This window comes from Thiomonas sp. FB-Cd, assembly GCF_000733775.1.
Taxonomy (GTDB): domain Bacteria; phylum Pseudomonadota; class Gammaproteobacteria; order Burkholderiales; family Burkholderiaceae_C; genus Thiomonas_A.
Genome location: NZ_JPOE01000002.1, coordinates 420,631 through 442,994, shown reverse-complemented (window position 1 = coordinate 442,994; position 22,364 = coordinate 420,631). Strand labels below are relative to the sequence as shown.

19 protein-coding genes and 1 other RNA gene are annotated in these 22,364 nt (G+C 60.8%); 12 read left to right on the top strand and 8 right to left on the bottom strand.

The annotated features are described in order from the left end of the window. Nucleotides 1-33: 33 nt before the first annotated feature. From rpsA to rfaD, 6 genes are all read left to right on the top strand, one after another. The gene (rpsA, locus tag CD04_RS0102155) at nucleotides 34-1,746 is read left to right on the top strand and encodes a 30S ribosomal protein S1 (RefSeq protein WP_031404174.1); all 1,713 of its coding nucleotides are present in this window, start codon (nucleotides 34-36) and stop codon (nucleotides 1,744-1,746) included. 128 nt (nucleotides 1,747-1,874) lie between these two features. After that, on the top strand, nucleotides 1,875-2,195 hold the full coding sequence (locus tag CD04_RS0102150) for an integration host factor subunit beta (RefSeq protein ID WP_031404173.1): 321 nt from the start codon (nucleotides 1,875-1,877) through the stop codon (nucleotides 2,193-2,195). A gap of 146 nt (nucleotides 2,196-2,341) precedes the next feature. Continuing rightward, the gene (locus CD04_RS0102145; protein WP_031404172.1) at nucleotides 2,342-2,650 is read left to right on the top strand and encodes a lipopolysaccharide assembly LapA domain-containing protein; all 309 of its coding nucleotides are present in this window, start codon (nucleotides 2,342-2,344) and stop codon (nucleotides 2,648-2,650) included. Continuing rightward, nucleotides 2,640-3,812 (top strand): lipopolysaccharide assembly protein LapB, encoded by a 1,173-nt coding sequence (gene lapB, locus CD04_RS0102140; protein ID WP_031404171.1) that lies wholly within the window; start codon nucleotides 2,640-2,642, stop codon nucleotides 3,810-3,812. The genes CD04_RS0102145 and lapB overlap by 11 nt, the downstream gene beginning before the upstream one ends. Beyond that, nucleotides 3,809-4,738 carry a D-glycero-beta-D-manno-heptose-7-phosphate kinase gene (gene rfaE1 / locus CD04_RS0102135; protein ID WP_031404170.1) on the top strand — a complete coding sequence of 310 codons (930 nt, stop codon included), beginning with the start codon at nucleotides 3,809-3,811 and terminating at the stop codon, nucleotides 4,736-4,738. The genes lapB and rfaE1 overlap by 4 nt, the downstream gene beginning before the upstream one ends. A 15-nt stretch (nucleotides 4,739-4,753) precedes the next feature. After that, nucleotides 4,754-5,764 (top strand): ADP-glyceromanno-heptose 6-epimerase, encoded by a 1,011-nt coding sequence (rfaD, locus tag CD04_RS0102130; RefSeq protein WP_031404169.1) that lies wholly within the window; start codon nucleotides 4,754-4,756, stop codon nucleotides 5,762-5,764. A gap of 210 nt (nucleotides 5,765-5,974) precedes the next feature. On the opposite strand, the gene CD04_RS0102125 is transcribed toward rfaD, so the two are convergent. From CD04_RS0102125 to smc, 4 genes are all read right to left on the bottom strand, one after another. After that, a complete protein-coding gene (locus tag CD04_RS0102125) occupies nucleotides 5,975-6,913 on the bottom strand; it encodes an ROK family protein (RefSeq protein ID WP_031404168.1) in 939 nt (312 codons plus the stop codon). A 10-nt stretch (nucleotides 6,914-6,923) separates the two neighbouring features. Beyond that, nucleotides 6,924-8,981, bottom strand: a complete 2,058-nt coding sequence (gene ligA, locus CD04_RS0102120; protein WP_031404167.1) for an NAD-dependent DNA ligase LigA — start codon at nucleotides 8,979-8,981, stop codon at nucleotides 6,924-6,926. A 55-nt stretch (nucleotides 8,982-9,036) separates the two neighbouring features. After that, entirely contained in the window at nucleotides 9,037-10,140 is a 1,104-nt protein-coding gene (locus CD04_RS0102115) for a cell division protein ZipA C-terminal FtsZ-binding domain-containing protein (RefSeq protein ID WP_031404166.1), read from the bottom strand. An 87-nt stretch (nucleotides 10,141-10,227) separates the two neighbouring features. Next, nucleotides 10,228-13,746 carry a chromosome segregation protein SMC gene (smc, locus tag CD04_RS0102110; protein WP_031404165.1) on the bottom strand — a complete coding sequence of 1,173 codons (3,519 nt, stop codon included), beginning with the start codon at nucleotides 13,744-13,746 and terminating at the stop codon, nucleotides 10,228-10,230. Between the two features lie 147 nt (nucleotides 13,747-13,893). Between smc and queF the strand changes: the two genes are divergently transcribed. Then, nucleotides 13,894-14,319 carry a preQ(1) synthase gene (gene queF, locus CD04_RS0102105; protein ID WP_031404164.1) on the top strand — a complete coding sequence of 142 codons (426 nt, stop codon included), beginning with the start codon at nucleotides 13,894-13,896 and terminating at the stop codon, nucleotides 14,317-14,319. A gap of 34 nt (nucleotides 14,320-14,353) precedes the next feature. Here the strand turns inward: queF and CD04_RS0102100 are convergent, their stop codons facing one another. From CD04_RS0102100 to dnaX, 4 genes are all read right to left on the bottom strand, one after another. Beyond that, nucleotides 14,354-15,442, bottom strand: coding sequence for a hypothetical protein (locus CD04_RS0102100; RefSeq protein WP_081857752.1), 1,089 nt, complete (start codon nucleotides 15,440-15,442; stop codon nucleotides 14,354-14,356). Nucleotides 15,443-15,523: 81 nt separating this feature from the next. After that, nucleotides 15,524-16,138: a recombination mediator RecR gene (recR, locus tag CD04_RS0102095; RefSeq protein ID WP_031404162.1), complete on the bottom strand. Its 615-nt coding sequence runs from the start codon at nucleotides 16,136-16,138 to the stop codon at nucleotides 15,524-15,526. Between the two features lie 10 nt (nucleotides 16,139-16,148). Continuing rightward, the gene (locus tag CD04_RS0102090; RefSeq protein ID WP_031404161.1) at nucleotides 16,149-16,478 is read right to left on the bottom strand and encodes a YbaB/EbfC family nucleoid-associated protein; all 330 of its coding nucleotides are present in this window, start codon (nucleotides 16,476-16,478) and stop codon (nucleotides 16,149-16,151) included. 46 nt (nucleotides 16,479-16,524) lie between these two features. Continuing rightward, complete coding sequence (gene dnaX, locus CD04_RS0102085) at nucleotides 16,525-18,387, bottom strand: DNA polymerase III subunit gamma/tau (protein WP_031404160.1); 1,863 nt, start codon at nucleotides 18,385-18,387, stop codon at nucleotides 16,525-16,527. Nucleotides 18,388-18,471: 84 nt separating this feature from the next. On the opposite strand from dnaX, the gene ffs reads away from it, so the two are divergent. The 5 genes from ffs (at nucleotide 18,472) to CD04_RS0102065 (ending at nucleotide 22,351) form a co-directional block, all read left to right on the top strand. Beyond that, an RNA gene (gene ffs, locus CD04_RS22895) (signal recognition particle sRNA small type) lies at nucleotides 18,472-18,570 on the top strand. A gap of 110 nt (nucleotides 18,571-18,680) precedes the next feature. After that, complete coding sequence (locus CD04_RS24965; protein ID WP_031404159.1) at nucleotides 18,681-19,418, top strand: SRPBCC family protein; 738 nt, start codon at nucleotides 18,681-18,683, stop codon at nucleotides 19,416-19,418. Between the two features lie 652 nt (nucleotides 19,419-20,070). Next, entirely contained in the window at nucleotides 20,071-20,397 is a 327-nt protein-coding gene (gene trxA / locus CD04_RS0102075; protein ID WP_031404158.1) for a thioredoxin TrxA, read from the top strand. A gap of 257 nt (nucleotides 20,398-20,654) precedes the next feature. Next, nucleotides 20,655-21,917, top strand: coding sequence for a transcription termination factor Rho (rho, locus tag CD04_RS0102070; RefSeq protein WP_031404157.1), 1,263 nt, complete (start codon nucleotides 20,655-20,657; stop codon nucleotides 21,915-21,917). Between the two features lie 161 nt (nucleotides 21,918-22,078). After that, complete coding sequence (locus tag CD04_RS0102065; RefSeq protein ID WP_031404156.1) at nucleotides 22,079-22,351, top strand: type B 50S ribosomal protein L31; 273 nt, start codon at nucleotides 22,079-22,081, stop codon at nucleotides 22,349-22,351. Nucleotides 22,352-22,364: the final 13 nt, after the last annotated feature.

Below are 22,364 nucleotides of genomic sequence, written 5' to 3'. Positions count from 1 at the left end.
CGCAAGGCTTCTTGCGGATGAGAAAGTCCGTCCATGTCAGTCAACCCCAGCGCCAGCACGTCTGGCGAATCTTTCGCAGCCCTGTTCGAAGAGTCGCTCAAGACGCGCGACATGCGCACCGGTGAGGTCATCACCGCAGAAGTGGTCGGTGTCGACCCCAATTTCGTGATCGTCAACGCCGGCCTGAAATCCGACGCATACATCCCCATCGAAGAATTCAAGAACGACCATGGCGAAGTGGAAGTCCAGGTCGGCGACTTCGTGTCCGTGGCGATTGATGCGTTAGAAAATGGCTATGGCGACACCATGTTGTCGCGGGACAAGGCCAAGCGTCTTGCTTCCTGGATGTCGCTTGAAAAGGCCTTGGAATCCGGCGAGTTCGCCACGGGAACGGTTACAGGCAAGGTCAAGGGCGGCCTCACCGTGATGATCAACGGCATTCGCGCCTTCCTGCCCGGTTCGCTGCTTGACACGCGCCCGGTCAAGGACACCACGCCGTTTGAAGGCAAGACCATGGAGTTCAAGGTCATCAAGCTTGACCGCAAGCGCAACAACGTCGTGCTGTCGCGCCGTGCCGTGGTTGAGGCCAGCCAAGGCGAGGAACGCGCCAAGCTCCTGGAAAATCTCAAGGAAGGCCAGATTGTCACTGGCGTGGTCAAGAACATTACCGACTACGGCGCGTTCGTGGATCTCGGCGGCATCGACGGCTTGCTGCACATCACTGACCTGGCATGGCGCCGCGTGCGTCACCCCAGCGAAGTGGTGACACCGGGCCAGGAAATTACCGCCAAGGTTCTCAAATACGACGCTGAGAAAAACCGCGTGTCGCTCGGTTTGAAGCAAATGGGGGATGATCCCTGGGTTGGGGTCGCCCGCCGCTACCCAGCAGGCACCCGCCTGTTCGGCAAGATCACCAACATCACGGACTACGGTGCCTTCGTCGAGATTGAACCCGGCATCGAGGGATTGGTACACGTGTCGGAGATGGACTGGACCAATAAGAATGTTGCCCCGAACAAAATCGTCCAGCTGGGTGACGAAGTCGAGGTACAGGTTCTGGAAATCGACGAAGACCGTCGCCGCATCAGCCTGGGCATGAAACAGTGCCGTCCCAACCCGTGGGATGAATTTGCCGCGAACCACAACCGAGGCGACAAGGTGACTGGCCCAGTCAAGTCCATCACGGACTTCGGCGTGTTCATCGGCCTTCCCGGCGGCATCGATGGTCTGGTACACATGTCCGACCTTTCGTGGAACGAGCCTGGCGAAGCCGCTGTGCGGAACTACAAAAAGGGCCAGGAAGTCGAAGCTGTGGTGTTGGGCATTGATATCGAACGCGAGCGCATTTCCCTCGGAATCAAACAGATGGAAGGCGATCCGTTTATGAACTTCGCCGCCATCAATGACAAAGGCAAGGTCGTCACCGGCACGGTGAAGTCCGTGGATGCCAAAGGTGCCGTTATCGACCTGGGGCAGGACATTGAAGGTTATCTGCGCGCCTCTGAAATCTCGCGTGACAGGGTCGAGGACGCCCGCAATTTGCTGAAAGACGGCGACGAGGTTACGGCCATGGTCATCAATATCGACCGCAAGAACCGCAGTATCCAGCTTTCGGTCAAAGCCAAAGATAGCGTTGACCAACAGGAGGTCATGAATCGCTTGGCTGGCGAGCAACGCGAAGCCACGGGGACGACCAACCTTGGAGCCCTGCTGCGCGCCAAGCTCGACAACCAGAATCAAGAGTAAGCTTGCTTCAAGCAATCGCCCGCAGGTCAAAAGCCTCGCGGGCGTTTTTTTGAACGACGCGCACGTGGTATCGAGCCTCGCGATCAACACCTGCGGGGCATATCTTGACCTTTTTCCCGAGCGTACCCATGACCCGTTCCGATCTGGTGGATTTGCTTGCCGAGCGCTTCGCCCAGCTGACCCATCGTGACGCAGAGCTCGCCGTCAAAACCATCCTTGACGCCCTCTCGGAGGCACTGGAGAGCGGTCATCGCGTAGAAATCCGCGGTTTCGGCAGCTTTTCCGTCAGCCACCGCCCCGCCCGCATCGGGCGCAATCCGCGCTCCGGTGAACAGGTCGTCGTACCCGAGAAGCGGATGCCGCATTTCAAGCCTGGAAAGTCTTTGCGCCTTCTTGTTGACCAGAGCACCGAAGGCACCATCGACGCCCCCTTAGATGCGGCTTCGTGATCCTGGCACCGGCTTAAGGCCCACTCACGCAACTGCCAAATGAACGTGGACCTTTTGCTGGCACTTCGCACCCCAAGGCTGAGCACTTAGGCAAGGGCGATTGCCAGCCTAGAATGGTCCTCCAGGTGACCTAACCTTAACGCCCCATGCGCGCCCTTAACTGGTTCATTCGCCTCATCCTGTTCATGCTGCTGTTCGGCCTGGCGCTGAACAACCTCGAGCCCACGGTTCTGCATTTGCTGTTTGGCACCCAATGGAAGGCACCGTTATTCGTGCTGCTGCTGGCAGCATTCACCTTGGGCGCGGTACTGGGAGCCTTGGCGATGTTGCCAGGCTGGATACGCAATCGCCGTATGCGCGCCTGGCCTACCGAGAAGCGAAAGCCCGAGCCAACGATCGATGAACCTGTCCGCTCTGCACCAACTGTGATCGACGGAACGCCCGATGGAGTTTGAACTGTGGTGGCTGCTCGCGTTGCCCATCACGTTTGCGCTCGGGTGGCTGGCTTCGCGGCTGGATCTGCAACAATGGAGGCGCGAAGGTGAGATCCGACGCGATGCGCCGGTCGCGTACTTCCGCGGCCTAAATTTTCTGCTTAGCGAGCAGCAGGATAAGGCGATTGACGCCTTCATCGAGGCCGTTACAGCAGATCCCAACACGGTTGATCTGCATTTTGCCCTCGGCAATCTGTTTCGTAGGCGAGGCGAGTATGAGCGCGCGGTTCGGGTGCACCAGAACCTGCTGTCCCGCGCAGACCTTCCTGCCGCTGAGCGCCAGCGTGCGCAAGTTGCCTTGGCACAGGATTTTTTCAAGGCTGGGTTGCTCGACCGCGCTGAATCGGTTTACACGGCTCTCACCACGACGCCCTACCAACCGGAGGCGCTGGCGGCCCTATTACAAATCCACGAACGAACCAAGGAGTGGCCGCGAGCAATTGACATTGCCGGCCAACTCGAGCGACTCGGGGCCGGCAGCTATGGGCGCCAGATCGCACACTATTGGTGCGAACTGGCGCTGCAGCACCAACAGGCCGGCGATTTGCCGGCCGCTCAGGATGCTCTCGATCGAGCGATGCAGGCTCAGCCGCAAGCAGTGCGCCCCTGGCAATTGCGTGCCGCCCTGGCTATCCAGAGCCACGATCCGCAACGAGCGCTGGACAATCTGCGCCACATCGCGCAGATCCAACCCGACTTCACCGCCCTCGTCGCGCTCGAAATGGCCCGATTATTTCAGGAACTGGGTCAAAGCGAGGAGGGTCGCGCTTGGCTTATCACCCAGCTACAGGGTTATCCGGCCATCGACCTTCTCGATGCCGTCCTGCAACTCGAAAATGACGCGAGCGAGCGCTACCATCTCGCGCTGGGCTATCTGCAAACCCATCAAAGTCTCTTGGCTGCACGGCGGATTCTCGACCAAGCCAGCAGCCCTATTTCACCCGAACCCGCCCGATTGGCGTTGGCGCAGGCGCTGGATGGCGCCATGAAAAGCCGGCAGCGCTATCGCTGCGCCGCATGCGGCTTCGAGGCTCGGAATTACACGTGGCATTGCCCTGCCTGCCAGGGCTGGGAAACGTACCCACCCCGCCGTACGGAAGAACTTCAACTCATCGCACCATGACTCCTGAACAGCTTGCCAATGCCCGCGTGCTCGTCGTCGGGGACGTCATGCTCGACCGCTACTGGTTCAGTGCGGTCGAGCGTATTTCGCCAGAGGCACCCGTCCCAGTGGCGCTGGTACAGCGCGAGCAAGACCGCATGGGTGGCGCGGCGAACGTCGCGCTCAATGCCGCCACGCTGGGCGCGCAAACCACGTTGCTGAGCGTCGTGGGATCTGATGACGCCGGCCGGCGTCTGGCGCATCTGGTAACGGATTCGCCCATTCGCAGCGCACTGCGACAGGTCGTAGGCCTGCAGACCACAATGAAACTGCGCGTGATTTCCCGTCAGCAGCAGCTCATCCGCATGGACTTTGAGTCCACCCCAGACCATGAAGTGCTGCTTGACCTGATGGACCGGTTCGAGCAGGAGCTTGACATGCACAATGTGGTGCTACTGTCAGATTATGGAAAGGGAGGATTGACGCACGTGGTGCGCATGATCGAACTTGCGAAGCGCCGGGGGCTGCCTGTCCTCGTCGACCCCAAGGGACGCGACTATTCGCGTTATAAGGGTGCGACACTCATCACCCCGAATCGCGCCGAATTCACCTTGGCCGCTGGGGACTGGCACAGCGAAGCTGAGCTACGACAACGCGCTGATGCCCTGCGTACAGCTCTGGACTTACAGGCCGTGCTCGTAACCCGCGCCGAGGATGGCATGAGCCTGTTCACGGAAGGCGTCCCCTTGCATGTCCCTGCGCAAGCTAAAGAGGTGTTTGACGTCTCTGGCGCTGGCGACACTGTCATCGCTACGCTAGCCGTCATGTTGGGCGCTGGCAGCAGCTTGGAAGAGGCCGTGCGCACCGCCAACCGTGCCGCTGGCATCGTCGTGGGCAAGCTGGGAACGGCGTGCTGCAGTCCCGCAGAACTTTGGCCCGCAATCTGATTCCCGAAGATCGCCATGTCCACACGTACCATTGTTACCGGCGCCGCCGGGTTTATTGGCAGCAACATTGTGCGAGGCTTAAATGCCCGAGGGATCACCGACATCATTGCGGTCGACAACCTTACGCAGGCCGACAAGTTTCACAACCTGGCTGGATTGCAGATCAGCGACTATATCGACAAAAACTCGTTCTATGACGAGTTCCGTCGCGGACGCTATGGCCACGTGCAGGCCGTGTTCCACGAAGGTGCTTGCTCTGACACGATGGAGCATGATGGTCGCTACATGCTCGAAAACAATTATGCGACTAGCCGCGCGCTGCTGGACACCTGCCTAGCTCAGGGCACGCGCTTGCTATATGCCTCCAGCGCAGCAACCTACGGAGCATCCACGAGCTTTGCCGAGCAGCCGCAATTCGAGCAGCCCCTTAACGTCTACGGCTATTCCAAACTGCTTTTTGACCAAGTCGTGCGTCGTGCCCTGCCGACGGCGCGCAGTCAGGTTGCGGGCTTTCGCTATTTCAACGTTTATGGCCCTGGGGAGGCGCACAAGGGCCGAATGGCCTCGGTGGCGTTGCATCACTTCAACCAGTACCGCGCGGAAGGCAAAGTCAAATTGTTCGGCGCCTATGGCGGCTATGGACCCGGCCAGCAGATGCGCGACTTTGTGTATATCGACGACGTCGTTGCCGTGAACCTGTGGTTTTTTGATCACCCTGAGAGCAGCGGGGTATTCAACCTCGGCACCGGACGCGCCCAGCCCTTTAATGACGTGGCCGATGCCGTGATCAACACAATGCGTTTTGCACACGGCCTCAACGTGCTCAGCCTGCAGCAAATGGTGGCCGACCGCCTCATCGAGTATGTCGAGTTCCCGGCCGCGCTAGTCGGGAAATACCAATGCTTCACCGAGGCCAGTCTGCACAACCTGCGCAATGCGGGCTGCGACCATCTGTTCGCAGACGTCAGCACGGGCGTTCGGAGCTATGTGCAGCGGCTATTGCAGGACCAAAGCCAACGAACCTGAACGTACTGGCGCGCCAAGACGACGCCCATAAATCGGTACGGCCAACGAAACCACACGCCACCAAACGGCTGTTGCGGTTGTCGTGCGGGTCCGCCGGTTCTGCCACAGCGGCGCGGGGCTGTTTCCAGGGCTACGGCTTAAGCGCCGCTCCCATGCCAAGTATCTCCAGCAACCATCAGGTGGACAGCCGATCTTGCGTCGAGCGAACTTTCAGCCATGGCGCCAAAGCCAAGCTGCACCCCGCACCCCAGACGAATCTCCGTGAAAAGCTGGCACCACGCGCGTGCGGACAATGTCGGAGAACACCCAACTACCCCAGCGCCGTGGAACTTCCGCGTAGAGCTCAGTGACATTGCTCATGCCACCGCCAAGCACGATGATTTCAGGGTCGAGGAGATTGATAACGTGCGCCAAGGCCCGAGCCAAGCGGTCGCAGTAGCGGACCACGCTGGCCCGCGCGACAGGATCTCCCGCCCGCATGGCCCCCACGATCAGTGGAGCAGCGAGTTGTTCTCCCGAGTGGGCGGCGTAATCCATGGCGAGGGCGTGGCCAGATAGCCATGTTTCGATGCAACCCGCTTGTCCACACCAACAGTTGGGGCCGGGCAACTCGCGCCACGCCGCGGCCAATCGCGGCCACGGCAGCGGGTTGTGGCCCCACTCCCCAGCAATGGCATTGGCGCCCAACCACTCGCGCCCATCCACTGCAATTCCTGCACCGACTCCCGTGCCCAAAATCACGCTCACCACCATGCGCGCCCCTTGCCCTGCACCATCGACTGCCTCACTCACGGCTAAGCAGTTGGCGTCGTTGCGCACGCGCACTCGACGATTGAGCAACTGCTCCAGATCGTGCACGAATGGTTTGCCGTTAAGCACGGTGGAGTTGGCATTGCGGACCAAGCCACTCACGGGCGAAACCGAGCCGGGGATCCCAACGCCCACCGGCAATTTGTTGGGCCAACCAACTAACCCCAATGCAAGCTCGGCCTGCCTCAGCAGTTCGGCGATCGCAGCCAACGTATTAAGGTAGTCACCTTGCGGCGTCGGAAGGCGCCGCCGCCATATGACGCTGCCAACTACATCGAGTGCCGCACATTCAATCTTGGTGCCACCGAGGTCAATGCCCAGCAGGATGTCGTCTTTCATCGAAATTGATCTAGCTGACCAAGCCAAGCAAACCAGCTTCATCGAGGATGGGCACGCCCAACTCCTGCGCTTTTGCCAGCTTGCTGCCCGCCTCAGCACCCGCCACGACGTAATTGGTTTTTTTCGAAACCGAGCCTGCCACTTTCCCGCCGCTGGCTTCGATCCGCGCCTTCGCCTCGTCGCGCGTTAGGTTCGGCAAGGCCCCGGTTAGCACGAACGTCATTCCAGCGAGCGGCTTGGATCCCTCGCGCTGGCTCCGCAGTTCGCTCCAATGCACACCGGCAGCACGAAGCTGTTCGACGACCTCCCGGTTGTGCGGCTGCTCGAAAAAGGTGTGGATACTCTGCGCGACGATCGGGCCGATGTCGGCCACCTGGCAAAGGTCCTCCACGCTGGCGCTCATGATGGCATCCAAGCTGCAGAAATGCTGCGCCAAGTCTTTGGCCGTCGCCTCGCCCACATGCCGGATGCCCAAGGCATAAATGAAGCGGGCCAGCGTCGTGTGTTTGCTGCCCTCAATGGCAGCGACCAAATTGGAAGCGCTCTTGTTAGCCATGCGCTCAAGATTGGCAAGCTTGGCCACGCCGAGTCTGTATAGGTCCGGAAGGACGCGAACGATCCCGCCATCGACCAGTTGATCGACCAACTTCTCGCCCAAGCCTTCGATATCGATCGCCCGCCTGCTGGCAAAATGCAAAAGCGCCTGCTTGCGCTGCGCCGGGCAGTACAAGCCGCCGATGCATCGCCAATCAACCTCGCCTTCCTCGCGAACAATGGCCGAACCGCACACCGGACACTTTCCACCCAGCCAAGCCCACATGGCAAACGGGGAGCCAACCTCAGGCGTGCGGCGTTCGAGCACCACGCCCACAACCTCGGGGATCACATCGCCTGCCCTGCGCACAATCACAGTGTCACCGACGCGCACGTCTTTGCGCCGTATTTCATCTTCGTTGTGGAGCGTCGCATTCGTCACGGTCACACCACCGACGAACACAGGCTCAAGCCTCGCCACCGGCGTGAGCTTACCGGTGCGGCCGACCTGGACGTCAATCGCCAGCACTCGGGTCGCACGCTCTTGCGCTGGGTACTTGTGGGCCACCGCCCACACCGGCTCGCGGTTACGAAAACCGAGGCGTTCTTGCAGCGCAAGGCTGTCGACCTTGTACACCACTCCGTCGATATCAAAAGGCAGTTGGTCACGCAGAGCGGCAATGCGAGCGTGAAAGTCGATCAGGGCGTTCGGCCCTGGGCCATGGACGCGTTGACTCGCCACGGGAAGCCCAAACTCCGCCAAAGCGTCAAGCATCCCATGCTGGCTACCAGGCTGCTCAGCCCAGCCGCGAATCTCCCCCCAACCGTAGGCGTAGAAAGCCAGGGGCCGCTGCGCCGCAATATTGGGGTCGAGTTGCCGAATGCTGCCCGCCGCACCGTTGCGCGGATTGACAAGCGTTGGCAGGCTACGCGCACGCTGACGCTCGTTGTAGTGCTCAAAATCAGCGCGCTTCATCACCACCTCGCCTCGCACCTCCAGTACCGCTGGCGGATGGGCGCCAGCAAGGCGTAGGGGCAAACTGCGAATGGTGCGCAGGTTTTGTGTGACGTCTTCGCCCGTTTCGCCATCACCCCGAGTTGCGCCTCGCACGAGTACGCCGTCTTCATATCGCAGACTGATGGCCAGTCCATCGAACTTGAGCTCAGCTTCGTATCCAACCGGCGGGTCGTGCGGGCCCAACCCAAGCTTGGCGCGAACGCGCTGGTCGAAGGCGATCGCGCCTGCCGGCGTGGTGTCGGTTTCAGTCTGAATGGACAGCATCGGCACGCTGTGGCGAACCGGGGCGAATGCGGCCAGTGCCCGGCCTCCAACGCGCTGCGTCGGCGAGTCGGGTGTGCGCAGCTCGGGGTGTGCGGCCTCAAGTTGCTGCAGTTCCTGAAACAGCGCGTCGTAGTCGGCGTCCGCGACGAGCGGAGCGTCGAATTGGTAATAGGCACGGTCATAGCGCGCAATCAGCTCGCGCAGGCTAGCTGCACGGGCTGCCGCCGCAGTATCAGTTGAGTCAGGCCGCATGGCGCAAGACGCGAGTGAAAAACCAGCCAGGATTGGGGTGGAACAGGCTTACCGCCTAACTGAAGAGGCGTTGCGTGGTGAGCGTTCCCGCTTGCAGACCACGCTCATCGAGCGCGGCATAGAGCTGCGTCAGCTGCTGCTCAATTTGGTCTAATGCTGCTGGTGAAAGGGGGGCGCCGTTGTCATCCACCTGCCTCGCATCCAGCCCTTGGGCAAGCCGGCGTGCCGCATCACGCATACGTGCAAACGGCTGCAGGGCTTGGGGCACTTGGGGCACATCGAGTAAAAGGGTCGCCCGACTCACCGGCATTTCTGGGTTTTCCGCGAAGTCCGCCAAACTGTCGTAGTGGAGCTGCACCAAAGGAATCAGCCTGCCCACATCAGACCCATCGGCCGCAGCTTCCGCCGGGAACTGCTCCACGAGCGCTAATCGGCCTGCCGCCAGGGATGTATTAAATCCCACGGCTTGCGCTTGCTGACGCAGGTAGTCAACCCCCCAGGCTACACCATGGGCCTGCAAATTGATGGAGAGCTGAGCGTCATTCGCTGCTGCGAACGAGTCAAGATCGCGAGCCTGCTCCAGCACGTCTGCCATGTCCGGTAGGTCTGGCGATGAACCGAGAGCTTCACCGAGCGCGTGACACTTCGTGACAAACTCTGAGTATTCGATCGCATTGAGCGCTCCGCTGCGGCTGGCCAACTGCACGCCAGCCTGTAGTTCCGCGTAGCGCTCCGAGGGTTGTAGCGTCTCCCACAAACCCGATTGCGCATTGCGCCCCTCGAACAGTAAAGGCTTGGTTCCGACACGCGCAATGCGCGGCATGCGCGACAGTAGAGATTCGCCAGGTACTGGCTGCTCGAACATGAAACTGGCAATGGCGTCGATAAGCGGATCAATGCGCAGCGCTGGTGGCCGCAGGCGGGTGGGCTCTGCAGACGCGAGTTGTGGCTCGACGTACTGCGGCTCACCATCGAGTCCCGGCTCCCTTTGCACATCGCGGCCGGCAGCAGTGCCCGGCTCGTCGCCCATGAGCGGGCCCGCGCCCTCGGATCGCGGCCGACGTCGCCTCAGCTGCCAGGATTGCCAGAGATTGAATGCCACGACAGCAGCAATGATCAGCGCGCCCACTACTAGCAAGGCCTGCTGCAATTGACCCATGGATATCGTCCTCGTTCGTCGTCTAGCGTGTTGTCGGGTGGGCCGATAGACCTCCGCACCACGAGCTTCTCGGTGCGGCCCGCATGTTTAGGCTGCAGCTTCTGCCAATTGCGCCGCCGTGTCCATGTCCACTGCAACCAAGCGGGAAACACCTTGCTCCTGCATCGTGACGCCCACCAGCTGTTCTGCCATTTCCATCGCAATCTTATTGTGTGAGATGAACAGGAACTGCGTCGCTCCCGACATGGCTTCCACAAGCTTGGCAAAACGCTCGGTGTTGGCGTCATCCAGTGGAGCGTCCACCTCGTCGAGAATGCAAAATGGCGCCGGGTTAAGGTGAAAGATACCGAAGACTAGCGCAATTGCCACCAGCGCCTTCTCGCCACCAGACAGCAAATGGATGGTGCTGTTGCGCTTGCCAGGTGGCTGTGCCATAACCTGTACGCCGGCATCCAGAATCTCATCACCCGTCATGATGAGGCGTGCCGCACCGCCCCCGAAAAGCTCCGGAAACACGCGCCCGAAGTGTGTGTTGACCTGGTCGAAAGTCAGGCGGAGTTGCTCGCGTGTTTCGGCGTCAATCTTGTGGATGGCGTCTTCGAGCGTGCGGGCAGCCTGCTCCAAGTCATCGAGCTGCGCATCGAGAAACTCCTTGCGCTCGCGCGCGTGACCGAGCTCGTCGAGCGCGGCAAGGTTGACCGCGCCGAGCGCGGCGATCTCGCGATTCAGGCGCTGCGTTTCGCGCCCTAGCTCCTCGGGCTTGCAGTCCGACGGTAGGCGCGCGGCAAGCTGCTCCACATCAACCTGCGCATCGGCCAGCATCTGGCGATACTGCTCAGCCTGCAACCTGGCCTCCTGCTCCTCCAGTTGGCGCGCTGTGATGGCGCCGCGCAGCGGCTCCGCTTCGCGCTCCAATTGCACCCGGAACTCCTCCAGCGTGCGTAAGCGTGCGGCCAATTCGTCGTGTTCAGCACGTCGACTGGCCAAATGCTCTTGACTACGTTGCTGAGCCGCAAGCGCATCCTGAAGGCCTGCGCGGGCCGTGGCATCGCTTAGGCGTGTCAGCTCCTCGTCAACTGCTTGCAATCGCGCCGCGAGTTCAGCGAGCTGTTGCTTCGCGGTTTCAGCCATTCTGGCAGAGTCACTTCGACGCTGCTCCAAGCTGCGTATCGCATACAGGGCCTCGGCCTGGGTCTGCTCCAGCAATCTCAGGCTGGAGCGCGCCGCGGCCAACCCAGCCTGCTCACGTAGCACATCACCATCAAGGTCCGCTTGGGCCTGCTGGCACCGCGCGAGATCGGCGTCGAGTTGCTCAAAACGAGCCTCGCTCTCGGCCTGACTGGCCGAGAGCTCCTCGGCTTGCGCGTCCAACTCGCCAAGGTCAGCATCCAGGCGTTCAGCGCGACTCACTGATTCCTGCTGCTGCTGTTGCAATTTGAGCCACTCCACCTGAACCGCGTGGAACTGATGGGTCAGCGTCTGCATGCGGCGACTCTCCGCAGCCGCCTGCTCCTGAGCTTGGCTCCAGGCCGCATCCGCCTGCAACGCCGTGCTGCGCGTGTCGTCAGCGAGGATCTGCTGCGCCTTGACCTGGCGCTCCAAGTTGTCGATTTCCTGTGCTCTAGCCAACATGCCGGCCTGCTCGCTGTCCGCAGCATAAAGACTCACGCTGTGGCGACTCACAGCATGCCCCTCGCGGGTGACCAGCATGGCACCGGCCGGCAGCCCCGTGCGGTACCGTATGGCCTGTTCGACCGATTCGGCAGTAAAGACCAGGGCCAGCCACTCGTCGAGCACGGCACGCAACCCCGGGTCCACGTAGTTCAGCAGACTCGCCAGTGGCTGCAGCCCATTGGCGTTCGACATGGGGCCAGCCGCCTGCGGTGCTGCAAAAAAAGTGAGTTTCGCCGGCGGCGGGTCGGCGGCGAATCCAGCCATGGCATCCAGGGAATGCACCTCAAGCGCGGCCAATCGCTCGCGCAGCGCGGCTTCAAGGGCGGTTTCCCATCCTGGCTCGATATGGATGCGCGTCCACAACCGCGCCATGCCCTCGAGCCCATGGCGCGCCAGCCACGGTTGAATGCGCCCCTGCGTCATCACCTTGTCCTGCAACGCCTTGAGCGCGTGCACGCGCGCGATGGTTGATGCCAGCGCAGAAGCGGTTTCCTGCGCGGCTGCTTGCTGCTCCTGACGAATTTGTTGCAGAACGGGCAGTTGCTCATGCAGTTCTTGTTGACGCGCCTGCGCTCCATCGCGCTCGGCGGCCAACCTGCTTTGCTGCCGGCCGAGGTCGTCAAGACGCAGGCTGTCGGGTTTGTGCAAGCTGCGACGCTCCGCCTGCAGGCGCTGCATCCGCTGCTCGATCTGCTGGAGCTGTTGGCCAAGGGCGCGCTGACGCTCCGCCTCCACTTGCAAGCGCTGTTGTGCGGCGGCGGCCTGCAAGCGCTGCTCGGTTGCCTTCAATTGCGCGTCGGCCAGGCGAGCCTCGAGCGCAGGAATTTGGTCCATCTGCTCGCTCACTCGCCCCTCGGCCTCGGCCTGCGCAAGCTCCGCGTCGGCCAACTTCGCAGTTGCCATCTCCGAATCTCGCAGCGCTTCTTGCTGGCGTGCCTGCCATTGTGCGTGCTGGGACTGCAGCTCGAGTTGGCCCCGCTGAGCGCGGTCGCGCGCGTCAACCACATAGCGGATTTCGGCTTCAAGGCGCGCCACTTCCGCCTGGGCAGCATAGAGATTGGCCTGTGCGATGCCCAGCGCATCGGTCGCGGCATATTGGGCCTGGCGCAGCGCTTCAAGCTCAGATTCGGCAGCGCGCAATTCCGACGTCTTTGCCTCAAGGGCATTCAGCGCCAGGGTCGAATCCTGCGCGATGCGATCCTGCCGATCCTGCGCTTCCCTCCAACGCAGCAACCACAGTCCATGCTGGCTCGTTTCCAGTTGTTCCTGAAGCCTGCGGAAGTTCTGCGCGACGGCAGCCTGCTGTTCCAGCTTGTCGAGCTGACTTTCCAGCTCACGCAGGATGTCATTGACCCGGAGCAGGTTTTCACGCGTGCCGAGGAGGCGGTTTTCGGTTTCGCGCCGGCGTTCCTTGTATTTGGATACGCCCGCTGCTTCTTCCAACATCACCCGCAACTCCTCGGGGCGCGATTCGATGATGCGTGTGATCGTGCCCTGCCCAATGATGGCGTAGGAGCGAGCCCCAAGTCCGGTGCCAAGAAAAATGTCCTGGACGTCACGCCGGCGCACAAGCTGGTTATTGATGAAATAGCTAGACGTGCCGTCGCGCGTGAGTACCCGCTTGACGGCGATTTCCGTGTACTGACCGAAGCTCCCGGTGATGCGGTGGTCACTGTTATCGAAGACCAACTCAACGCTGCAGCGCCCTGCTGGCTTGCGCGTGGTCGAGCCATTGAAAATGACATCCATCATCGACTCACCGCGCAGTTCCGAGGCCTTGGATTCCCCGAGAACCCAGCGCACAGCGTCGATGATGTTCGACTTGCCGCAACCGTTCGGGCCGACCACACCCACCCGCTGACCCGGTAACTGGAAGGCTATGGGGTCAGCGAAGGACTTGAATCCGGCGAGCTTGATCCAGGAAAGACGCACTGAGTTAACTAATTGATTTACAAAGAAAAATAGTCATTTATCAGACTTGCATTGGATGATAGCATCGACCTGCTGGCGTCCCAGGCATCTGCGTCAATGTGACGGCGCCCGATAATGCAAATTTTCAGCGGCGTACCCGCCTCCACCATGAGCACCAAGCCCAGTAAACACCTGCAGACCTTCCCTAACCCTGCCCCTGAGCGCGATTTTCATATCCATATGCAGGTACCTGAATTTACCTGCCTGTGCCCTTTGACGGGCCAACCGGATTTCGCGCGCATCGTGCTGGACATCATCCCTGATAAGAAGTGCGTGGAACTCAAGAGTCTGAAGCTGTATATGTGGAGTTACCGCAACGAGGGAGCCTTTCACGAGAAGGTGACCAATACGATTCTCGACGACGTCGTGGCGGCCATCGCACCGCGTTTCCTGCGTGTTACCGCCCAGTGGTATGTGCGCGGGGGTATCTACACCAATGTGGTTGTGGAACACCACAAGCGGGGTTGGAAACCCCGACCGCGCGTAGACCTGGCCCACTTTGAGTTGGGACAACCCGCGGTAGCGGGAAGCTAACGCAACACCAGACACGGATCAGCCGGCACGGGGTTTAGGCATTGTGAACAATGCGAAGAATCGCGTCGCCGCTGCTCACAAGAATGCTTCCTTGCGGCCCCGGCGCCACGCCATAGGGCGTGATGAGCGCTCCCGGCAAGGCGCCAAGTTCCACCTTGTCGAGTTGGCCCTTGCCAGCCAAGGTGGTCACGCTTCCATCCGGCGTGATGCGCCGCACCTTGTGGTTGCCGCCGTCAGCCAGAATGACGTTCCCGGTCGCATCCACGCACAGTTGCTGGGGCTTGCGAAACAGCGCTGCTGTACCCTGTCCATCGGCATCGCCACGCTGCGCGGGGTTGCCGGCCAACGTCGAAACCTGACCTTGCGTGGTGATCTTTCGGACATCCTGGTTGAAAAATTCGCTGACATAGATGGTGCCATCAGATGCCACTGCGATCCCCACTGGTGTATTGAACAGCGCCTTTTGAATTGAGCCATCGCGGTGGCCGTTCAAGCCTGGCTGACCAGCCATCGTGCTCACCTTTCCCTCAGCAGTGACACGGCGAAGGGTGCTGTTATAGGCGTCCGCGACCAGTACGTCGCCTGTCTGCGGGTCAAGGGCGATTCCCACCGGATGATTAAACTGCGCCGCCGTGCCGTGCCCATCGGCATACCCCGGCCGTCCTGCCTGCCCGGCCAGTGTGGATACGGTGCCGCCCCTTAGCAGACGGATTGTGTTGGCATAAGAGTCCGCAATGACGATGGTGCCGTCGGGCGCCACGGCCACGGCATCGGGCCCAACGAAACGTGCTTGGGAGGCTTGTCCATCTTTGCTAACGCGCTGCTCGGCACCGCCCGCGAGAGTCGTGACATCACCTGAAGGGGTGACACGGCGGATGAGCGCATTGGCCGCATCTGCCACGATGGTGTCACCATTTCGCGGATCCAACGCCAGGCCCCGCGGGTCGAAGAATGTTGCGTCACCGCCCCGACCATCGATGTGACCATGCAGGTCTGTCTGCCCTGCAAACAAACTCAGGACTCCACCCGGTGCATTGGCGCGCGCTGATCGCAAAAAGGGCATTGTCCCCAGCAACAGAAGACCGGCGGTGCATTGCAAACTCTGGCGACGTGTGATTGGCATGGGCTCGTCTAAAGGTGGTGTGTCGCTGACATTGAGACCGGAATCCTAATGCCTCACGTCATCCATGCTTGTGTGTCGAGTTCATGCGCCACGCCGATCCATCAAGGCGCGAGCAATGGTGCCCAGATCAACGTATTCAAGCTCAGCCCCGGCCGGCACGCCCCGCGCGAGTCGGGAGATACGCAGATCCAGCGAACGCACAGTTTCGGCAATGACATGTGCCGTGGCTTCGCCCTCATTGGTGAAGTTGGTGGCCAAGATGATTTCCTCCACGTCGCCACCTTGCACCCGCTGCATCAGGAGATCCATGCCAATATCTTTGGGACCCATGCCATCAAGGGGACTGAGATGGCCCATCAACACGAAATACAGCCCGGCGTAAGTGAGCGTCTGCTCAACTGCAGCCTGGTCGGCAGGACTTTCCACAACGCAAAGTAACCTCCGGTCGCGCCGCGGGTCGGAGCAAGTCGCACAAATCTCTTGCTCCGTGTAGGTGTTACACAGGCTGCAGCGGCGGATCGCCGCCAGCGCCTGATCCAGGGATTCAGCCAAGCGCGCGGCGCCGGTGCGGTCATGCTGCAAGAGATGAAAGGCCATGCGAGCGGCCGACTTCGGCCCCACTCCCGGCAAGACCCGCAATGCGTCGATAAGCGCGTCAAGCGCTGCAACGCGCGTAAGTTGGCCAGAGCTGCTCATGCAAGCACATTCAAAACGGCAATTTCATGCCCGGTGGCAATGGCATGCCCGCGGTCACCGCAGCCATCTTTTCCTGCGTGGTCGCCTCGGCCTTGCGCACGGCGTCGTTAAAAGCAGCAGCGACCAGATCTTCGAGCATGTCCCGGTCTTCCGCCACCAGACTGGGATCGATGCTCACCCGGCGCGCGTTGTACTTGCAGGTCATCAACACCTTCACCAAACCAGCGCCCGATTGGCCCTCGACCTCGATGTGACCGAGCTCTTCTTGCACGCGCTTCATGTTGTCCTGCATCTGTTGCGCTTGCTTCATCAGGCCTGAGAGTTGTCCTTTATTGAACATGGGAATGTCCTCTTGAAGTGTGAAAAACGGAGATTTGCGCGCCTGCTCAGTTGCCAGGGCTAAGCGGGCGCACGGAGCCAGGCACGATCTGCGCGCCCAGGTCTTCGACCAGCTGGCGCACAAGCGGATCGGCCGCGATTGTTGCCTCAGCCTGCTGCTGACGCTGGATGCGGGCAGCCGCGGCGCGAAGATGGGCGCTGTCACGCACCGGGCCCACCTCGATTTGCAGGGTAATCGGGCGGCCCAATGCATCGGCTAACGCAGCTTGTAATTTGTCCAGCGAACCCGCCCGCGCGTACTGCTCACTGGGAACGCGTATGGTCCAGGTGTCGCTCTGAGCCCCGACCCACTCACTTTGCAGCGCCATACTCCGAGCCAGGGCGACGAGTTCAAGGCGGGCCGCCAGCGTGGGCCAATCGGCGTCAGGTCCTGGAAAAACAGCCGTGTCGGATGCAAGTTCAGGCAGGGTTGCGACACCAGCGGCTGGCGCGGTCTGCGCTGCCGGATCAAGATTGGGCGTAGCCCTTGGTGCCTGAGCGGCACTCGCAGCGTCATGTTCTGGAACAAGCGGCGCTGCTGGCTCTGGCGGAGTCAATGCTCCCTCCACGTTGCTGCCTGCCGACGCAGATCCCGCCCGATCAAGTGAAGATTGCCCAGCCGTGGCAGGCGCCGCAATGGGAGATGCACGATGCGCCGTGACGAGGAACTGCGCTGGTGGATGGCCTCCAACAGGCGGCGTGCCTTCACTGCGGGGCGCAACAGCCGCCCGCGCCGATGCACCGATGCGATGTTCAGCGGCCGGCGATGTGGCCACGGGAGCAAACGCCAGCAGACGCAAAAGCACCATTGTGAACCCGGCCAATTCGTCGGGCGCCAAGGCCAACTCACTGCGACCATGCAAAACCATGCTGTAAGCAAGCTGCACTGTTTCCGGACTGAGGGCATCCGCGAGCGCTTGGATGTCGTTGGCATCCGGGTCAGCGGCGTCCAACGCCTGTGGCACAACTTGGACGACGGCGATGCGCTGCAGCAGCGCTGCCAGGTCCTCCAGGGCGGTGGACAGCGAAAGACCACGCGCATCCATATCGTCGGCTAGGCGCAGCAAAGCGACGCCATCACCCGTAGCCAAGGCACCTGCCAGGCCAAACAAGTAGCCAGAATCCACAGAGCCCAGCATCTGCCGCACGGCTTCAAGTGTGATGTGGCCACCGCTGTAGGCAATCGCCTGGTCGGTAAGCGATAGTGCGTCACGCATCGATCCATGTGCGGCACGGCCCAGAGCCTGCAACGCCACGGACTCATAAGCCGTGCCCTCGGCGCGCAACACACCCTCGAGGTGTCCAGCAATGGCCGCCGGGGTCATTGATTTGAGGCTGAACTGCAGGCAGCGGCTGAGTACCGTCACAGGGACCTTCTGGGGATCCGTGGTGGCCAGAACAAATATCACGGACTCAGGCGGCTCTTCCAACGTCTTCAACATTGCGTTGAAGGCATGGTTCGACAGCATGTGCACTTCATCGATCATGTAGACCTTGAAACGCCCGGCAGTCGGCATGTAGACGGCCTGTTCGAGCAGGCGGGTCATATCGTCTACACCACGGTTCGAGGCGGCATCGAGCTCGATGTAGTCCACAAAGCGACCCGCGTCGATTTCGGAACACGCCTGGCATACGCCACACGGTTCGGCCGTGACCCCGCCATTGCCATCTGGGCCGGTGCAATTCAGGGATTTGGCCAGAATGCGGGCAAGCGTGGTCTTGCCCACACCGCGCGTACCTGTGAACAGATATGCGTGGTGCAAGCGGCGTTGTTCAAGCGCGTGCGTGAGGGCACGCACCACATGATCCTGGCCCACCAGGGTTGAGAAGGTTTTGGGGCGCCATTTGCGCGCCAGGACGGTACTGGACATGAGCTGGATTGTAGGGGTCGAAAACCGGCCCCCTGAAGCACTGCGCGAAGGAGCCTGCCATCGCCGGGCTATACAATGTCCAGTGACGGGCCGCCCCGCATTGTGGCGCGGTGAATCTGGTCAGGCCGGGAACGGAGCAGCCACAGCCGCTTACCGCAAGTGCCGGGGGTACGGCTCGTCACCATCGCCTTAGTCTCATGGCCTACTGGCTGAAGCAACGCCTCTGCTGGCGAAGGTCGGTCTGCAATTGACCCCTTTACGCACAATGGTCGCTCGGCTGTGCACAATGTGGCATGCAATGGAACCGATACCAGTTAACGCATGCAGCGGCGCTCGGTAGCTTGCTGGCGTATGGCTCCTTGGCAGGCACCCACGGCCTCGCGGCACCGGTGTACTCAACCGCCGAGCACTCAAACCAAGCCGCTGTGGCACAGGAATCCGGAGCTTACGGTGCAGGCCCAGATTTCGCGCCTTCACACGCTGGCGCCTCGAGCCGCGTCGCTGCCAGCGCGTGCAAGGCCGCTTTGCAACGCTATCCATTGCATGTCAGCCTTCAGCCCTCGAAACAGGGCCAGGGCTTTGACTTGCAAACTCAATTTTTCGCGCCTGTGCCGCCACGTGTGGCGTGGCATGCCATGACTGATTATGACGCCATGGCCAGCTACATGCCGGGCATGCTGCGCAGCGAGGTGCTCGCCGTCAGCGGCAATACGATTCAGGTCCTGCAGGAGGGGCGTGCAGGCATTGCACCGTTCCGCGTCAACCTGCGCAGCCAGTTGACCATTACATTGCAAAGAGACGCTGCGAGCTGGGTGACCACCCGCGGCAACCTGGAGTCGCGTGGCAATGCTGAGGTGTCCGGCCATGACCGGGGTAGTGCAGTGACCTACACCGCGCTTATCCTGCCCAGGGTCTGGATCCCTCCGCTGCTGGGACCATGGCTCATGCGTTCACAATTGAAGCGCCAGATGCTGGCCCTGCGTCGACACATGTGTGCGTTGCTGGGCGAGCACACGGTAATGACACGCTGAAATGTCCTCCGTGAGTTTGGCATGCGGCGTGCGGTCCACGTCGATCCCGAACAGCAGAGCAGCGCGTGCCAACTGGGTGTCGCCAACGTGCCGCCGTCTCGGGCAGCACGTTCCACGCGCCCCTCAACGGCTTCAGCAACAACTGGAAGAGGCGATAGCCCGTGTCTAGCGGATTCATTCCCGCATCGGCAATGCTCGCCGGGACTTCCCGCAAAACATCTCGGCTGCGATCAGCCAAAGCAACGCGATGGGGTGTATCGAGGATTTGCAAGTACGGAATATGTCCCGGTCAGCGGCGGGCACGGCGATGCGGCCGGACGTGGCAAGATCGGGTCGGTCGCGACAGCCAGGGGCCTCGCGTGGCACCGCATCGTCAGCGCGTTGTGCTCGCCTCGGCCGGGGGTCGCTGCGGGTGTGCTGGAAAAGCGGCGATGGGTCGCCGGCCCCGTTAAGTTGACCGCGCATTACCATCCAGTCGACCGAAGAAGTGCTGATCTCGCGCAACCATATTGCAATCCAGTGCACGCCGTTCTGCCAGAAATGCGAATTCGGGGTTAAATAGAGGGTGTTGACGGGTTCTGCCCCTTCAATCGACCATTTGCATTGGCTGCGCCCCGGCGTCAGAGTCGGCGCTTTCTGATCAGGAATTCACATGAGCGATCTCATCAAACACACCACCGATGCGTCCTTTGACCAAGACGTCCTCAAATCTGCCACCCCTGTGCTGATCGACTACTGGGCCGAATGGTGCGGCCCCTGCCGCATGGTGGCCCCCATCCTTGATGAAATCGCAGGCGAATATCAGGGTCGTCTGAATGTCATGAAGGTCAATGTCGACGAGAATCGCTCCATTCCAGCGAAATACGGCATTAGGGGCATCCCCACGCTTATGCTGTTCAAGAACGGCGAGGTCGCGGCCACGAAGGTGGGCGCACTGTCCAAGTCGCAACTGACGTCCTTTTTGGACGCCAATATATAATCCATCTTTACACACATGGCAGAGAACCCTGCCATGTGTTGAGATCCCGGCTCAAGTCGGGTCTCTTTGACGACCTCATGTGTTCATGGGCGTCTGATGTACGGCCTGTCAGGCCGGCATTCCCTACAGATCCGACCCCTTCTTGCGTTCTGTCACGCGCCTGATCCAGGCCGAGATTGCCGGATTCCGATCTCGGACTCCCAATCCAGCGCCTGGGATATCGCACACCTCACCTTCCCTCGCCTCACCCGCCTGCTATGCACCTGTCCGAACTCAAAGCCATGCACGTCTCCCAGTTGCTCGAAATGGCAACGAGCCTGGAGATCGAGAACGCTAGTCGCCTGCGCAAGCAGGAGCTCATGTTCGCGATCCTCAAGCGCCGCGCCCGCACGGGTGAACAAGTCTTCGGCGACGGGGTGATGGAAGTGCTGCCTGATGGTTTCGGTTTCCTGCGGGCGCCGGAGTCGAACTATCTCGGGTCACCGGACGACATTTACATCTCGCCGAGCCAGATCCGCCGATTCAACCTGCACACCGGCGACTCCATTGAAGGCGAGGTGCGTGTACCGAAAGACGGCGAGCGCTATTTCGCGCTTGTGAAGGTGGATCGCGTCAACGGCGTTACGCCCGAGGAAAACAAGAACAAAATCATGTTCGAGAACTTGACGCCGCTGTTCCCCACGGAACACCTCAAGCTCGAACGCGACATACGCGCTGAGGAAAACATCATCGGCCGCGTCATTGACATCATCGCCCCGATCGGCAAGGGACAGCGCGGATTGTTGGTGGCGCCACCCAAGAGCGGAAAGACCGTGATGCTGCAATCCATCGCTCATGCCATCACGGCCAACCACCCCGAGGTCGTACTGATTGTCCTGTTGATTGACGAGCGTCCTGAGGAAGTGACGGAAATGCAACGCTCCGTCAAGGGGGAAGTAGTCAGTTCGACCTTTGATGAGCCTGCCCTACGGCACGTGCAGGTCGCGGAGATGGTCATTGAAAAGGCCAAGCGCCTTGTTGAACTCAAGAAAGACGTCGTCATCCTGCTCGATTCCATCACCCGCCTCGCGCGCGCCTATAACACCGTGGTTCCCGCCTCGGGCAAGGTCCTTACCGGCGGCGTGGACGCCAACGCGCTGCAACGCCCCAAGCGGTTTTTTGGCGCGGCGCGCAATATTGAAGAAGGCGGTTCCCTGACCATCATTGGCAGTGCGCTGACCGATACCGGAAGCCGCATGGATGAAGTGATTTACGAGGAATTCAAGGGCACAGGCAATATGGAAATCCACTTGGAACGGCGCCTGGCGGAGAAGCGCGTCTATCCCGCCATCCTGCTCAATCGATCGGGCACGCGTCGCGAGGAGCTCCTGCTGAAATCGGACATCCTGCAAAAGGCCTGGATCCTGCGCAAATTGCTCTATCCAATGGACGAAATCGAGGCGATGGAATTTTTGCTTGAAAAGATGAAACAGACGAAAAACAACGCGGAGTTCTTCGACATGATGCGCAGGGGAGGATGAAGGCCTCAAACCGCTTTTCCCCATATGGCCTGCCGCCTGACGACCATCGGTTTTTGCGGCAAGGTGAATTCGTGAAATAATTACGTTTTTGGTTAAGTACAGCGGGCACGCATCATCCCTTGTTGTCTGCGCTGCGGCTGACCTTCATTTTGGAATCGACCATGAAACCTGGAATCCACCCCGAATATCGCGACGTATGTTTCGTCGACCTGTCCAATGGCAGCAAATTCGTGATCCCCTCGACTGCGCAGAGTCGCGAAACCGTCAAGATGGACGATGGCCGTGAGCTACCACTGTTCAAGCTCGACACCTCATCGGAATCGCACCCTTTCTACACCGGCACCCAAAAGAGCGTGGACGCATTGGGCGGCCGTGTGGACAAGTTCCGCCAAAAGTTTGCGCGAGCTGCCGCTGCCGCTGGCCCGAAGAAGTAAAACACTGCGCTTT

Bases quoted from the DNA above. Each gene is read 5' to 3' on its own strand.
- rpsA (WP_031404174.1), top strand. From the start codon at position 34: ATGTCAGTCAACCCCAGCGCCAGCACGTCTGGCGAATCTTTCGCAGCC.
- CD04_RS0102150 (WP_031404173.1), top strand. From the start codon at position 1,875: ATGACCCGTTCCGATCTGGTGGATTTGCTTGCCGAGCGCTTCGCCCAG.
- CD04_RS0102145 (WP_031404172.1), top strand. From the start codon at position 2,342: ATGCGCGCCCTTAACTGGTTCATTCGCCTCATCCTGTTCATGCTGCTG.
- lapB (WP_031404171.1), top strand. From the start codon at position 2,640: ATGGAGTTTGAACTGTGGTGGCTGCTCGCGTTGCCCATCACGTTTGCG.
- rfaE1 (WP_031404170.1), top strand. From the start codon at position 3,809: ATGACTCCTGAACAGCTTGCCAATGCCCGCGTGCTCGTCGTCGGGGAC.
- rfaD (WP_031404169.1), top strand. From the start codon at position 4,754: ATGTCCACACGTACCATTGTTACCGGCGCCGCCGGGTTTATTGGCAGC.
- CD04_RS0102125 (WP_031404168.1), bottom strand. From the start codon at position 6,913: ATGAAAGACGACATCCTGCTGGGCATTGACCTCGGTGGCACCAAGATT.
- ligA (WP_031404167.1), bottom strand. From the start codon at position 8,981: ATGCGGCCTGACTCAACTGATACTGCGGCGGCAGCCCGTGCAGCTAGC.
- CD04_RS0102115 (WP_031404166.1), bottom strand. From the start codon at position 10,140: ATGGGTCAATTGCAGCAGGCCTTGCTAGTAGTGGGCGCGCTGATCATT.
- queF (WP_031404164.1), top strand. From the start codon at position 13,894: ATGAGCACCAAGCCCAGTAAACACCTGCAGACCTTCCCTAACCCTGCC.
- CD04_RS0102100 (WP_081857752.1), bottom strand. From the start codon at position 15,442: ATGCCAATCACACGTCGCCAGAGTTTGCAATGCACCGCCGGTCTTCTG.
- recR (WP_031404162.1), bottom strand. From the start codon at position 16,138: ATGAGCAGCTCTGGCCAACTTACGCGCGTTGCAGCGCTTGACGCGCTT.
- CD04_RS0102090 (WP_031404161.1), bottom strand. From the start codon at position 16,478: ATGTTCAATAAAGGACAACTCTCAGGCCTGATGAAGCAAGCGCAACAG.
- dnaX (WP_031404160.1), bottom strand. From the start codon at position 18,387: ATGTCCAGTACCGTCCTGGCGCGCAAATGGCGCCCCAAAACCTTCTCA.
- CD04_RS24965 (WP_031404159.1), top strand. From the start codon at position 18,681: ATGCAATGGAACCGATACCAGTTAACGCATGCAGCGGCGCTCGGTAGC.
- trxA (WP_031404158.1), top strand. From the start codon at position 20,071: ATGAGCGATCTCATCAAACACACCACCGATGCGTCCTTTGACCAAGAC.
- rho (WP_031404157.1), top strand. From the start codon at position 20,655: ATGCACCTGTCCGAACTCAAAGCCATGCACGTCTCCCAGTTGCTCGAA.
- CD04_RS0102065 (WP_031404156.1), top strand. From the start codon at position 22,079: ATGAAACCTGGAATCCACCCCGAATATCGCGACGTATGTTTCGTCGAC.